The sequence below is a fragment of the Caballeronia sp. LZ029 genome (assembly GCF_031451275.1).
GTDB lineage: Bacteria > Pseudomonadota > Gammaproteobacteria > Burkholderiales > Burkholderiaceae > Caballeronia > Caballeronia jiangsuensis.
The window spans coordinates 1,030,865-1,044,354 of the sequence record NZ_JARUXO010000004.1; the positions used below are offsets into that span (position 1 = coordinate 1,030,865).

Below are 13,490 nucleotides of genomic sequence, written 5' to 3' on the forward strand. Positions count from 1 at the left end.
GGTTCAGGCCGCTCCGATCAGGCGACGATGTGTTTCGATATCGATGTTGCTGCCGCTCACGACGATGACGATGGGTCCGTCCTGCACGGCAATCGCGCCATCGAGCAGCGCCGCGATGCCCACCGCCGCCGCGCCTTCGACGACGAGCCGCTCTTCGCGATACGCATGCACGATGCCGCGCGCGATCGACACTTCATCGAGCAGCACGATGTCGTCGATGAGATCGCGCGTCATGGAGAACGTATGCCGGTTATCGAGGCCGATGCCGCCGCCGAGCGAATCCGCGAGCGTCTCCAGTTCATCGACGAAGACCGGCTTGCCCGCCGCGAGACTCGCGTGCATCGCGGCGCCGCGTTGCATCGAGACGCCGATCAGCTTCACGTCGGCGCGAATGTTCTTTGCCGCGAACGCGATGCCGCTGAAGAGCCCGCCGCCCGACAAGGGCACGACGATGCTCTCCGTATCCGGCAGCGCTTCGAGAATTTCGAGGCCGATGGTGGCCTGTCCCGCGATCACGCGTTCATCGTCGAAAGGCGGCACGAATGCATAGCCTTCCTCGCGCACGAGACGTTGCGCTTCCTTCTGCGCATCGTCCTGACTCTTGCCCTCGATGACGACGCGCGCGCCGAGCGCGGCCACCGCATCGACCTTGTTCTTCGGCACGAGCGACGACATGCACACCGCTGCTTCTATGCCGAGCGCGCGAGCCGCGTGCGCGACCGCGCGGCCATGATTGCCCGTCGATGCCGTGACGACACGCGTGCAGCCTTCTTCCGCGATCTGCGCGAGCGCATTGGTCGCGCCGCGCAACTTGAAGCTGCCCGTGGGTTGCAGCGTTTCGAGCTTGAGATGAACCGGCACGCCCGCGAGGCGCGAGAGCGACAACGAATGAACCAGCGGCGTGACGAGCGCGCGGCCTTCGATGCGCTGGCGGGCGCGGTAGACATCGGCGAGCGTGAGTGCGGACATAAGTGGCTGGGCTGCGAATTCGTGTATCGATGCAACCCAGTCTAATGTCCTAAAAAATCGTTTTCGATTGTCCTAGTTCATTTAGTTGAAGTCGTGTACGTGCGGGAACTGGCCGAAGACTTCGCGCATGGTTTCGACGGCCGTGCGGAACGTGCTCTCGCCGACTTCCGCGCCCACGCACAGCCGCACTGCATTGGGCCGGTCCGCGCCGCGCACGAGGAACGGATCGGGCGATGTCACCGCGATATTGCGATTGCGCAACTCGCGCGTGATGCGCTCCGCCTCCCATTCATCGGGCACGCGCAACCAGACCGAGAGCGCGTTCGGATGACTGCCGAGCACATATTCGCCGAGCACTTCGCGCACGACGCTCTGACGCGCCGCGAGCCGCTCGCGCTGAATCTGCACGAGACGTTGCGCCGTGCCGTCCATGATCCAGCGCGCGCTGACTTCCGCGATCGGCGACGTCGCCATCCAGCAACTGACGCGCAACACGCTTTCCGCGCGCAATGCGAGCCGCCGCGGCACCGTCATGAAGCCGGTACGCAGACCGCTCAGCACCGACTTGGTCATGCTCGTGCAATAGAACGCGAGTTCGGGAATCAGGCTCGCGATAGGCGTCTGCGTCTTGGCGGGCAACGCGCCGTAGACATCGTCCTCGATCACATACACGCCGTAGCGCTCCGCGATGCGCGCAATCGCGCGGCGGCGCGAATCGGTCATCATCGCGACGGTGGGATTGTTCAGCGTCGGCGTGCAGACGAGCGCGCTCACACGTTCGCTATCGCAGACCTCCTCGAAGTGCTCGGGGCGAATGCCGTGCTCGTCGATCTCCAGACCCTTGAGCGTAAACCCCAGCACGTTCGCCGAGCCGATCACGCCGTGATCCGTGAGGCTTTCGCACAGCACCGTATCGCCCGGCCCGACGATGCTCGCCAGCGCGAGAAAGATGCTGTGCGCGACGCCATTGGTGACGAGCAGCGTCTCCACCTTCGCGGGCATGTTGAGCGACGCGAGCCATTCGACGCCTGCCTGACGATGGCTGTCGAAGCCCGCAATCGGCCTGAATGCGCGAATCCACGGCTGATCCTCGATGGTGGACAGCGTCGCGCAGACCTTGCGCCACATCGCGTCGTGCTCGGCCGTATGCACGATGCGCGCGATGGAAAAATCGACCACCGAGCGCTCGGCCGTGTCGAGCATGTAGTTCGACATCGTTTCTGTCACGCGCGCGCTGACGAAGCTGCCGCGCCCGACTTCGCAACGAATCAGCCCTTGCCGTTCGAGTTCCTTGTAGGCGTTGGTGACGGTCTGCACGCTGATCGCGAGATCGGCCGCGACTTCGCGCTGCGGCGGCAAACGTTCGCCCGATGCGAGCGCGCCGCTTTCTATGTCGGCGGCCATCGCCTTGACGAGCCGCTTGTATTTGGACTGCACGCCCTGCACCGTGCGCACGGCGTCGCGCCATCGTTCATTCACTTGCTGCTCCTCACATGCCTCGTTCCATGCGCAATAGTGGCGCAAAAGCGCGTATGAAAATAATTGTCCTAGAGCAATCGGAACAAATATATGGCTTTGTATTCTGCGTCGGTGGCTGCGCTGCGAGTCGCTTCAAAGCCCTGCGGAATAAGGGTTTTCTCTGTGTCTCGCGCGTTCGCGCCATTGGATTGCCTACTCGACCACGCTTGAAGAACCATCACAACGGGAACGATATGAACACGAAGCGACTGTCTGGCATGCTGGCAGCGGCGTGCGTCGCGGCAGCGAGCCTTGCCGCCTACACCACGAGCGCGAGCGCGGAAACCACGTTGCAGCGCATCCAGCGCACCGGCGAGGTGCGTATCGGCTATGCCAACGAAACGCCCTTCGCCTACACGACGCCCGATGGCACCGTGACCGGCGAATCGCCCGAAATCGCGAAGAAAGTGTTCGCCAAGCTCGGCGTGAAGAAGGTCGATGCAGTGCTGACCGAATGGGGCGCATTGATTCCGGGCCTGAAGGCCGGGCGCTTCGACGTGATCGCGGCGGGCATGTACATCACGCCGGAACGCTGCAAGCAGGTGGCGTTCGCCGATCCGCAATATCAGATTCCCGACACGCTGCTGACGATGAAGGGCAACCCGAAGAATCTGCACAGCTATGCCGATGTCGCGAAGCAACCGGACACGAAACTTGCTGTGATGGCAGGAACGGCCGAACTGGGCTATGCGCGCCAGGCCGGTATCAAGGACGACCAGATCCTGCAAGTTCCGGACACCACCGCGCAATTGCAGGCCGTGCGCGCACGCCGCGCCGATGCAGCGGTCGGCACCGCACTGACGATGAAAGGTCTCGCCGACAAGGGCGGCCCGCAGGTCGAAGCGATCAGCCAGTTCAACGACGATCCGAAGCACACCGGTTATGGCGCGCTCGCGTTTCGTCCCGAAGACACCGACCTGCGCGACGCCGTCAACAAGGAACTGCATCAGTGGCTCGGCACCGACGATCACCTGAAAACGGTCAAACCCTTCGGCTTCGACAAGACCAACGTAACGACCAAGAAGGCGCCGGAGTTGTGCGCCGGTTGAACATCGTTGCATAGCGACGCGCAGCGTTCATCAATTTGCGAGGAACCGTCATGAGTGACCTCAATGAGCTTCTGCCCCTGATGATGAAGGGCACGCTCGTCACGATCCAGATCGCCGTCATCAGCATCCTGCTCGCGATCGTCATGGCGGGTGTCGCGACGGCGTTGCGCGCCGCGCCTTACCGCGCCGTGCGCTGGGCCGGCAACGTGTATGTCGAGGTGTTTCGCGGCACGTCGCTGCTGGTGCAACTTTTCTGGCTCTTTTTCGTGCTGCCGCTGCCGCCTTTCAACGTGCAACTGACGCCGTTCACGGTTGCGATCGTCGGTCTGGGATTGCACTACGGCGCGTATGGCTCGGAGATCCTGCGCGGCGCGCTGCGCTCCGTGCCCGGCGGCCAGTATGAAGCGGCGCTCGCGCTGAACATGCCCGCCGCCGCGCGATTGCGCCGCATCGTGCTGCCGCAGGCGATGATCAACGCGCTGCCGCCCGCGACCAACCTGATGATCGAGCTTCTGAAGGGCACGTCGCTCGTCTCGCTGATCACGCTCTCGGACCTCACGTTCCGCGCGCGCCAGCTCGACGAGGCGACCTTCAAGACGGCGGAAGTCTTCGGCCTCACGCTGCTCATCTACTTCGTGCTCGCGCAGGTGATCGTCGCCGTCATGCGCGTGTTCGAGCGGCGCGTGAGCAGTCATGTCGCCATTCGCCGCACTGTTCCGAGGGCTGCATCATGACATCGCTGGGTCAACTCTTCGATGTGAAATACGCGCTGCATATCCTGCCCGAACTGGCGCGCGCGGCGATCTACACGATCGGCATCACGCTCGTCGGTTTCGCGATTGCGCTCGTGCTCGGCCTCGTGCTCGCGATCATGCGGCGCAGCGAGTTCGCGCCGCTCGCGAAGACGACCGCGTTCTTCATCGAGTTCATTCGCAGCACGCCGCTCCTGATTCAGGTGTACGTGCTCTTCTATGTCGCGCCGCTCTATGGCTTCACGATGTCCGCGCTGATGGCGGGCACGCTCGGCATCGCGGTGCACTACGCGTGCTATGTCTCCGAGGTGTATCGCGCGGGACTCAACGGCGTCGCACGCGGCCAGTGGGAAGCATCGTGCGCGCTGTCGCTCTCGCCGTGGCGCACTTATACCGGCGTGGTCCTGCCGCAGGCGATTCGACCGGTGATTCCTGCGCTCGGCAACTATCTCGTCGCGATGTTCAAGGACACGCCGGTGCTCTCCGCGATCACCGTCGTCGAACTGATGCAGCAGGCGAAGAACATCGGTTCCGAGACGTTCCGCTATCTCGAACCGATCACCATGACCGGGATCTTCTTTCTTCTCATCAGCGTGACGTTCGCTTCGGGCGTGCGTCATCTTGAACGGCGCGTGAGGCTGCCATGATGGTTCAGCCTCGCGTATCGACCACTCAGACCCCGCTGGACGGCGCACGGTAATGCAACTCCAGGAGCAGCAGATGAAACGAGACCTCGACCCGGCGCTGGGCGCAGCGGCCGACGCCAGCGCGAACACGCCGATGGTGCGCTTTCGCAATGTCACCAAGCGCTATGGCGCGCTCACCGTGCTCGACGGCCTCGATCTCGATGTCGCCCGCAACGAGAAGGTGGCGATCATCGGGCCGAGCGGCTCAGGCAAGTCCACGCTCTTGCGCGTGCTGATGACGCTCGATCCGCTCACCGACGGCGTCATCGACGTGGACGGCGAACCGCTCACGCATGAGATCCGCGGCGGCAAGCTCGTGCCCGCGTCGCCGCGACACGTTCGCCAGGTGCGCAGCAAGATCGGCATGGTGTTTCAGAGCTTCAATCTGTTTCCGCACATGAGCGCGCTCGCGAACGTGATCGAAGCGCCGATGAGCGTGGCCGGGTTGTCGAAGAAGGAAGCGACCGAACGCGGGCGCGAGCTGCTTTCGATGGTTGGCCTTTCCGAAAAGTGCAATCACTATCCGTCGCAGTTGTCGGGCGGACAGCAGCAGCGTGTCGCGATTGCGCGCGCGCTAGCGATGCGCCCGAAAATCATGCTGTTCGATGAAGTGACGTCCGCGCTCGATCCGGAATTGTGCGGCGAGGTGCTCACCGTGATTCGACGGCTCGGCGAAGAGCACAACCTCACGATGCTGATGGTCACGCACCAGATGGGTTTCGCGAAAGACTTCGCGGATCGCGTGTGCTTCTTCTCGCAAGGCAAGATCATCGAGCAGGCGCCGCCGCAGCAGTTCTTCTCCGCGCCGCAGCATGAGCGCACGCGGCAGTTTCTGCGCGCGGTGACCGAAGCGCTTTAAACAGGCGTTTCTTCGCGGTCCGATAATTGCTTCGCGCTCTTCGCATGGCCTGATGCTTCAGCCAACGGAGAGTGCGATGTCCCCCACCCTGCATAAAGTCGCGCGTTTCGCGGATCTTTCCGCCGAGCGCGGCACACGAGTGTGCGTCAAAGGCGGCGACGACGCGAAGGAAATCCCGATCCTGCTCGTGCGCGATGGCGACGACGTGCGCGCCTATACCGCCGAATGCCCCCACGCGGGCGGCCCGCTCGATGAAGGCGCGATCTGCAACGGGCGTATCGTTTGTCCCTGGCACAAAGGCACGTTCGAGGTGCGCGACGGCAGTCTCGTCGAGCCGCCGCCGCTGAAGGCATTGACGCGCTACGAAGCGACCATCAGAGACTGCGATGTGTACGTGTCCGCGCAGCCCATCGACAGCGGCGAAGCATTGAAGAAGCAGGCGAACCCGAGCCGGACCATGCTCATCGTCGGCGCGGGCGCAGCGGGCGCGGCCGCATGTTCGGCGTTGCGCGAAGCGGGCTTCGACGGACGCATCGTGCTCGCGGGCGACGATGCGCGCGAGCCCTACGATCGCACGTCGCTCAGCAAGTTCACGCTTGCAGGCGACATGCCGCCCGATGATGTCCCTGCCCTGCTCGACGGCGATTTCTTCGCGAAGCACGACATCGAGCGCATCGAATCGCAGGTCGTTCATCTCGATCCGAAGGAGAAGCGCGCCGAACTCGCGAACGGACAGAAGATCGATTATGAAGCCGCGCTCGTGTGCACCGGCGGCGTTCCGAAGCCGCTCGATATCCCCGGCGCGAAACTCGAACACGTGCATCTGCTGCGCACGCGCGAAGATGCGCGCGCGATTCTCGCATCGCTCGAAGGATGCAAGCACGTGGTGATCGTCGGCGCGAGTTTCATCGGGCTCGAAGTGGCTTCGTGTTTGCGTAAGCGCGAGATCGACGTAACCGTGGTCGCGCCGGGCAAGGTGCCGTTCGCGAAACAGTTCGGCGAGCGTATCGGCGAAATGTTCAGGACGCTGCACGAGAAGAACGGCGTGACGTTTCATATGAATGCGCGCATTAATGAATTCGCAGGCGAGACCGCGGTCAGCGAAGTGATCCTCGATTCGGGCGAGAAGATCGCGGCCGATGTCGTGATCGCGGGCACGGGCGTCGAACCGGCGACATCGTTTCTGTCGGGCCTCGCGCTCGCGGATGACCGCGCCGTCAACGTCGATGCAACGATGCTCGCCGCGCCCGCTTTATACGCCGCGGGCGATATCGCGCGCTTTCCTCTGCCGCGCTCGGATCACAGCGTGCGCATAGAACACTGGCGCGTTGCGCAGCAGCATGCGCGCGTCGCCGCCTATAACATGGCTGGCAGTCCACGCGAGTATGTCGGCGTGCCCTACTTCTGGACGTATCACTACGAAAAGACTTTCGACTATCTCGGGCATGTCGAAAAGCCGGACACCATCGAAATCGATGGCGATCTCGACGCGCAGCATTTCATCGCGTATCTGCTGAAGGATGGACGCGTGGGCGCGATCATCGCATGCGAACACGACGTCGCCGTGTGCCGTCTCGCCGAAGCGATGCGCGAGCCGCTCACGCTGGAGGACGCGCGGCGCATCGCATCGTTGAGGTGAGGCTATGGCAACGACTAAATCGAAGAAGAAAACGAGCGGTGGCAAGCGGCCGAGCACGCGGCAAAGACATTCACTCGCGAGCGCGCGCAAGAAGCCGGAGCGCGCCTCGCATCGCTGGTCGCATCATGTGATGGAAACGAGCGATGCAATGGATATCCAGCGCGATATCTTCAAGATGGGCAATGCGCAGGAAATCGCCGACTCGCTCAAACGCTCATCGACACGCAGCACGCGACGCAAAGGCTCGCCGTTTCAATCGGCGATGTCGATGCTCAATTTCTATATCAATCGCGCGGGACGCAATCTGCCGAAGTCGCGCAAGAGCACGCTCGAACGCGCGAAAAAACGCTTGCGCGAAGCATTCGGACGCAAGCCGTGAGTATGTGAATACAAGGCAAGCGCGCGGCCTCGTCGAAACGAAGCCGCGCGCGTTGCTTCCTGCCACTTCCAACAACCATCAGGGTTGACGCTGGCCGCCCTTATGCTGCGGCAACGGCTGGTTCTGTTGCCGCTGACCGGACTGATGGTCTTGTTGCGGCTGCCCCGGTGACCGTTCCTGCTGGCCGTGTTGCCGCTGTGACGGATTCGACTGATTCGGCGTCGACGGCTGGTTGCCCATCTGCTTTTGATTTCCGCTCATGAAACCCTCCTGGCTATGTCATCGCGCCTTGAAACGCGTGATGACGTTGCAGTGGTGAAAGCCACGGCTAGCGCCGCACTTTGGATGCAGCATCATGCGTACCAGAAGGCACATCCGCTTGTGCGCGCGTGTCGCGACGCCATGAACGCCGCGCGCTTGCAAAAACTGCCCAGATCGATGAAACCCTTGCAAGGAACGTCGCTTGCTCTCCAGTTGCAGGAAACAACCCAAGGAGACGTCGATGGCCCAGGAACCCCCTCTCAATCCCGGCGATGAAGCCGAGCCCGGCGCGCCAGGCACGGGCGAAGACATCTGTCCGGACTGCAATGGCTCGGGCAAGCTCGATGGCGCCGACTGCAAGACTTGCGGCGGCACCGGCAAGGTCACGCAAGGCATCGGCGGCGGCTGACCCGTCAGGAGCGCAAGTTTGAAAACGCAAACGAAGCAACTCACGCGAGCAATGGCGTTTGCCTTGATGCTCGCGAGCGGCGCGGCCATCGCCGATGACTACGCGCAGGGCTTCGGCCCGAATCCCACGCTGCCCGCGCCGCGCAAATCGCTGATGCCCACGGTCAACATCGCACCCGCCAGACCGTGGGCGCAAGGACAAAAGCCCATCGCGCCCGCCGGTTTCGACGTGACCGCTTTCGGCACGGGGCTTATCCATCCGCGCTGGATCGCGACGCTGCCCAATGGCGACGTGCTCGTCGCCGAAAGCAACGCGCCCGCGCAGCACGATGAAAACGCAGGCCTCAAGGGCTTCGTGATGAAGAAGGTCCAGAAACGCGCGGGCGCCGCGGTGGAAAGCCCGGACCGCATCATGCTGCTGCGCGATGCCGATGGCGATGGCGTCGCCGAGACGCGCACCGTGTTCATCGACAAGCTGCACTCTCCGTTCGGCATGGCGCTCGTCGGCGACGATCTCTACGTCGCGGATACCGATGCAATCCTGCGTTTTAAGTACGAAAACGGTGCGACGCAGATCGCGACGCCCGGCGAGAAGTTCATCGATCTGCCCGCCGGCGATATCAATCATCACTGGACCAAGAACATCATCGCGAGCCGCGACGGCAAGAAGCTCTATGTGACGGTCGGTTCCAACAGCAATGCCGCTGAGAACGGCATCGACGCCGAGAATGGCCGCGCGGCGATCATGGAAGTCGATATCGAATCGAAACAATCGCGTCTGTTCGCAACGGGCTTGCGCAATCCGAACGGTATGTCGTGGCAACCGCAAAGCGGCGCGCTCTGGACCGTGGTGAACGAGCGCGACGAACTCGGCGACGAACTCGTGCCGGACTATCTGACCTCGGTAAAAGACGGCGCGTTCTATGGATGGCCGTACAGCTATTACGGCCAGCATGTCGATGATCGCGTGAAACCGCAGCGCGCGGATCTCGTGCAATCGGCGATCGTGCCTGACTATGCGCTCGGCGCGCACACCGCATCGCTCGGACTCGCGTTTTACGACGGCAAGGCGTTCCCGGAGCATTACCGCAATGGTGCGTTCATCGGTCAGCACGGCTCGTGGAATCGCAAGCCGAGAAGCGGCTATAAGGTCATCTTCGTGCCGTTCGAGGACGGCAAGCCTTCGGGTCCGCCCGAAGATATCCTGACGGGCTTTCTATCGTCCGATGGTCACGCGCTCGGGCGACCCGTCGGCGTCGCGGTGGATGGCAAAGGCGCGTTGCTCGTCGCCGATGATGTCGGCAACACGGTGTGGCGGGTCGCGCCCGCCGCGAAGTAGATGGCCGCGAAGAAGCCGAATCGCGCCGCAAAGAGCCTCTTCGCGCTCGCGGAGCGGCAGATCGTCGGCCTGTACGATGCCGGCGTGATGTCGCCCGCCGTATTGCATCACGTGGTCGCGGCGTATGCGGATAGCGGCATCGACTGGAACGAGGACGGCGCGCTGAAGACCGTGGATGGACATACGGTGCATGAGGCAGTCGTGCTCGTCATGATGCCGGGACGCGCGCTCAGGAGCGCACGGAAAGACTTCATGTCGGTGGTCGCGCATCTCGCGGGTGCCGAATCGCCCGCGGACGACGAAGCAACGCAAGCCGAGGACGATGAAGACCTGCTGAGTCAACTCGGCGGCACTACGAACACGAAGACGGCCAGGAAGAGCACGCAGGCAGCGCAACCGAAGCGCGCGGCGTTCAATCCCCTGGTCGGCGCGCGTGCCGTGCAGGGACGCGACAAGCAGTAACTGCGATCAACGCGGTCCGCCCGGCGCGATCAGATCGAGCAGATCGTCCATGTTGAAGGGCTTCGCGAGGATCGGCACGCCGAGATGCTTCGCGCGCTCCAGTTCGTCGGCATAACCCGTCATCAGCACGAGCTTCTGCGAAGGACGACGCTTGACGATCTCCTCGGCCAGATCGATGCCGTTCATGCGGCCGGGCATTTGCACATCCGACAGCACCAGATCGAATCCGTGGCCTTCGTCCAATAGCGCGAACGCGGCATCGGCGCTTTCCTCGTGATGCACCGTGCAGCCGAACATTTCGAGCACCGCTGTCACGCCCGCCGCGACATCCGTGTTGTCCTCCACCAGCAGCACCGACGTGCCGCGCAACCGCTCATCCTGCTCGTCCGTCGCGGGCGCGAGCGGCAGCGTCGCGATATCGGGCGGCATACCGGCTTTCGATGCCTCGGGCACCGGACCATCATGACGCGGCAGATAGAGCCGGACCGTGGTGCCCGCGCCCGCCACGCTCGCGATGCGCGCAGCGCCGCCCGCCTGCTCGCACGCGGCGAGCACTTGCGCGAGGCCGAGACCGGTGCCCGCGCCGCGCTGCTTCGTCGTGAAAAGCGGCTCGAATGCGCGCCGCTGAATCGGCTCGGTCATGCCTTCGCCGTTGTCGGTGATCGAAACGAGCACGTAATCGCCATCGGGAATATTCGTTTCCGCGCCGCGCATGGGCGCATTCTGGCAACGGATCAGCATGCGCCCGCCATCCGGCATCGCATCGTTCGCATTCACTGCGATATTCACGAGCGCGAGTTCCAGCTCGACCGGATCGGCCATCACCTTCCACAGATCGGGCGACAGTTCCAGCGACACCGTGACGGACGGATGCATCGATGTCTTCACGAGATCGAGCACGCTTCGCAGCCAGTTAGCCGGATCGATCAATTCCTGTTTGAGCGGCTGCTTGCGCGCGACGCTCATGAGCCGCCGCGCGAGCGACCTGGCCCCGGCGGTGGCGCGCTCCACCGCGAGCACTTCGCTCTCGACGTCGTTGAAGCGCTTGCGCCGCGCGAGTTCCATGTTCGATCCGACCACCATCAGCAGATTGTTGAAGTCGTGCGCGACGTTGGCGACGAGATTGCCGAGCGCGCCCGTGCGCCGCAATTGCCGGCTCGACGCTTCGATGGAAAGGCGCGTCGCGACTTCGGCCTGCCAGCGCTCCCATGCGGCCTGTTCGGCATCGAGCCGGCGAATCGAGAACGCGATCAGCAGCCACACCGCGATGCACGGCATCAGCGCGATCGCCGCGACGAGCGCGAGGTTGTCGCGCCAGCGCTTCTCGACGGCGGAGGTCGCATAACCCGTCGATACGTAGAGCGGCGCATCGCCCACGCGCCTGAAGGCGAGCAGCCGCTCGACGTGATCGATGCCCGAACGCATGCGCGTGCTGCCGTACAGTTCGTTGTTGCGAAACTCGCTGGTAAAGGGCGTGTTCGTCGCAGCTTCCGTGCTGTCCGCGCTCTCCGGAAAGCGCGCGAGGATATTGCCGTCGCGGCGATACAGTCCGATGACGAGCGCATGATCGCCCGCCGCGAGTTCGCGATAGAAATCGGTGAAATAATCGCGCTTCAACGCGATCGACACGACGCCGAGAAACTGTCCGTTGCGGCCGATGCGGCCTTTGGTCGTCGTGAACACATCGGAACGCGCCACCTTGCCGAGCAACGGCAACGAGAAGTACGTGACGGGCGCGACCGCGCGCGCGGACTGAAAATCGTCGCGCTCCGCAATCGACACGGCAGGCGCCGGATACCAGCGGCTATTTGCGAGCAGCGCGCCTTTTACGCCAAAAACGGAAATTGCGGCGATCTGCGCGAGCGTGCCGCTCATGTCGTCGAGCGTGCGATGCAGTCCCACCTCGCGACGCTTGATGGAGGCATCGTCGCTGTCGCCGAGGAGATCGACGATGCGCGTCTCCAGTTGCTGGTTAAGGTCGATCACCTTCAGCGCGTGCTCGTCCGCGATGCGCGTCAAGCGCCCGGTCAGTTCCTGTGCTTCCGTAAAGCGGCGCTGATGATCGTGGTAACCGTAAATGCAAAGGCTCGCGAGCGGAATCACGACCGACGCGCAGAGCGCAAGGAGCAGCATCTTTCGCATCGACGCGAAATTGCGAGCGGGCAGCGGCAAATCGAATGTCGCGGTCTCGGTGGAGTCCAACGTTGCGTCTCCGAGAAATCGACCGGTACCCAATACATCGTACCCGGCGTGCGCCGGAAAGCGACATCAACTATGAAATTTGCCGTTCAGCAAAGTGCCTGCATGCGCCAGTCGTCATCGGGTGTGATCGGCAACGCGCGCTTGTGACGTGTCGCGTCATGAAAGCGGTAAATGGTCGCGTAGACCATATCGGAAACCGGCTTGCCTTCGAGGAAATCGTCGATGTCCTCGTAGCTTATGCCGTAGCTGTCTTCGTCGGGCTTCATCGGCGTAAGCGTTTCGAGGTCGGCGGTCGGCACCTTCGCGTATATCTCGATGCCCGCGCCGAGCGCTGCTGCGAGCGCGCGCACGCGGCGCTTGTTCAGGCCGTAGAGCGGCAGCACGTCCGCGCCGCCATCGCCGAACTTGGTGAAGAAGCCCATCAGCGATTCGGCCGCGTGGTCCGTGCCGATCACGACGCCCGGGTGCGCGGCGGCCACCGCGTATTGCGCGATCATCCGCTGGCGCGCCTTGATGTTGCCGAGCACGAAATCCTCGTGCCGCTCGTCGCGATACAGCAGGTCCGATGACGCGAGCGATTCGCGCATCGCATCGGCGGCGGGCTTTATGTTGACGGTGAGCGTTTCGTCGGGCCGGATGAATGCGAGCGCGCGTTGCGCATCGGCTTCGTCGCGCTGCTCGCCGTAGGGAAGACGCATCGCGATGAAGCGCGCATCGACATGACGCGCCCGCAGGCGCTCGACGGCGAGTTGCGCGAGACGGCCCGCCGTCGACGAATCCACGCCGCCGCTGATGCCGAGTACATAGGTGCTGAGTTTCTGCGCTTCGAGATAGTCGGCCAGAAACGCGATGCGGCGTTCGCGTTCGGCGTCGAGATCGAAGACCGGCGCGACCTTCAGTTCCTCGATGATGCCGCGCTGGCGTGAGGCGTGATCGTTCGACATCGTGTGCTCGCGTGGGCTGATGA

The 13,490-nt window shown here is 63.3% G+C and carries 14 protein-coding genes; 9 read left to right on the forward strand and 5 right to left on the reverse strand.

The features are described 5' to 3' along the window. Window positions 1–3 precede the first annotated feature (3 nt). The gene (gene eutB / locus QCE73_RS30775) at window positions 4–969 is read right to left on the reverse strand and encodes a hydroxyectoine utilization dehydratase EutB (RefSeq protein ID WP_309884879.1); all 966 of its coding nucleotides are present in this window, start codon (window positions 967–969) and stop codon (window positions 4–6) included. An 81-nt stretch (window positions 970–1,050) separates the two neighbouring features. Further along, window positions 1,051–2,448 carry a PLP-dependent aminotransferase family protein gene (locus tag QCE73_RS30780; protein ID WP_035505988.1) on the reverse strand — a complete coding sequence of 466 codons (1,398 nt, stop codon included), beginning with the start codon at window positions 2,446–2,448 and terminating at the stop codon, window positions 1,051–1,053. 233 nt (window positions 2,449–2,681) lie between these two features. On the opposite strand from QCE73_RS30780, the gene ehuB reads away from it, so the two are divergent. From ehuB to QCE73_RS30810, 6 genes are all read left to right on the forward strand, one after another. Next, window positions 2,682–3,536, forward strand: coding sequence for an ectoine/hydroxyectoine ABC transporter substrate-binding protein EhuB (ehuB, locus tag QCE73_RS30785; RefSeq protein WP_309884880.1), 855 nt, complete (start codon window positions 2,682–2,684; stop codon window positions 3,534–3,536). A gap of 50 nt (window positions 3,537–3,586) precedes the next feature. Beyond that, window positions 3,587–4,270, forward strand: a complete 684-nt coding sequence (ehuC, locus tag QCE73_RS30790; RefSeq protein ID WP_187607903.1) for an ectoine/hydroxyectoine ABC transporter permease subunit EhuC — start codon at window positions 3,587–3,589, stop codon at window positions 4,268–4,270. Next, window positions 4,267–4,935, forward strand: coding sequence for an ectoine/hydroxyectoine ABC transporter permease subunit EhuD (gene ehuD / locus QCE73_RS30795; protein WP_404989827.1), 669 nt, complete (start codon window positions 4,267–4,269; stop codon window positions 4,933–4,935). Before ehuC ends, ehuD begins: the two co-directional genes overlap by 4 nt. A gap of 73 nt (window positions 4,936–5,008) precedes the next feature. Further along, a complete protein-coding gene (gene ehuA, locus QCE73_RS30800; protein ID WP_309884881.1) occupies window positions 5,009–5,833 on the forward strand; it encodes an ectoine/hydroxyectoine ABC transporter ATP-binding protein EhuA in 825 nt (274 codons plus the stop codon). Window positions 5,834–5,909: 76 nt separating this feature from the next. Then, on the forward strand, window positions 5,910–7,472 hold the full coding sequence (locus tag QCE73_RS30805; RefSeq protein ID WP_309884882.1) for an FAD-dependent oxidoreductase: 1,563 nt from the start codon (window positions 5,910–5,912) through the stop codon (window positions 7,470–7,472). A 4-nt stretch (window positions 7,473–7,476) separates the two neighbouring features. Then, a complete protein-coding gene (locus QCE73_RS30810; protein ID WP_309884883.1) occupies window positions 7,477–7,851 on the forward strand; it encodes a DUF3175 domain-containing protein in 375 nt (124 codons plus the stop codon). 78 nt (window positions 7,852–7,929) lie between these two features. Here QCE73_RS30810 and QCE73_RS30815 read toward each other — a convergent pair whose 3' ends face one another. Further along, the gene (locus QCE73_RS30815) at window positions 7,930–8,112 is read right to left on the reverse strand and encodes a hypothetical protein (RefSeq protein ID WP_238213377.1); all 183 of its coding nucleotides are present in this window, start codon (window positions 8,110–8,112) and stop codon (window positions 7,930–7,932) included. Window positions 8,113–8,353: 241 nt separating this feature from the next. Between QCE73_RS30815 and QCE73_RS30820 the strand changes: the two genes are divergently transcribed. The 3 genes from QCE73_RS30820 to QCE73_RS30830 are packed head-to-tail and all read left to right on the forward strand — an operon-like array spanning window position 8,354 to window position 10,321. Continuing rightward, window positions 8,354–8,521, forward strand: coding sequence for a hypothetical protein (locus QCE73_RS30820; protein ID WP_238213376.1), 168 nt, complete (start codon window positions 8,354–8,356; stop codon window positions 8,519–8,521). A gap of 51 nt (window positions 8,522–8,572) precedes the next feature. Then, window positions 8,573–9,859, forward strand: coding sequence for a sorbosone dehydrogenase family protein (locus QCE73_RS30825; RefSeq protein WP_309885286.1), 1,287 nt, complete (start codon window positions 8,573–8,575; stop codon window positions 9,857–9,859). Beyond that, window positions 9,860–10,321 carry a hypothetical protein gene (locus QCE73_RS30830; protein WP_309884884.1) on the forward strand — a complete coding sequence of 154 codons (462 nt, stop codon included), beginning with the start codon at window positions 9,860–9,862 and terminating at the stop codon, window positions 10,319–10,321. A 6-nt stretch (window positions 10,322–10,327) separates the two neighbouring features. Here QCE73_RS30830 and QCE73_RS30835 read toward each other — a convergent pair whose 3' ends face one another. Together QCE73_RS30835 and nadE are read right to left on the reverse strand one after the other, a co-directional pair. Next, entirely contained in the window at window positions 10,328–12,523 is a 2,196-nt protein-coding gene (locus QCE73_RS30835) for a response regulator (protein ID WP_309884885.1), read from the reverse strand. Between the two features lie 86 nt (window positions 12,524–12,609). Next, window positions 12,610–13,467 (reverse strand): ammonia-dependent NAD(+) synthetase, encoded by an 858-nt coding sequence (gene nadE / locus QCE73_RS30840; protein ID WP_309884886.1) that lies wholly within the window; start codon window positions 13,465–13,467, stop codon window positions 12,610–12,612. Between the last annotated feature and the right edge of the window lie 23 nt (window positions 13,468–13,490).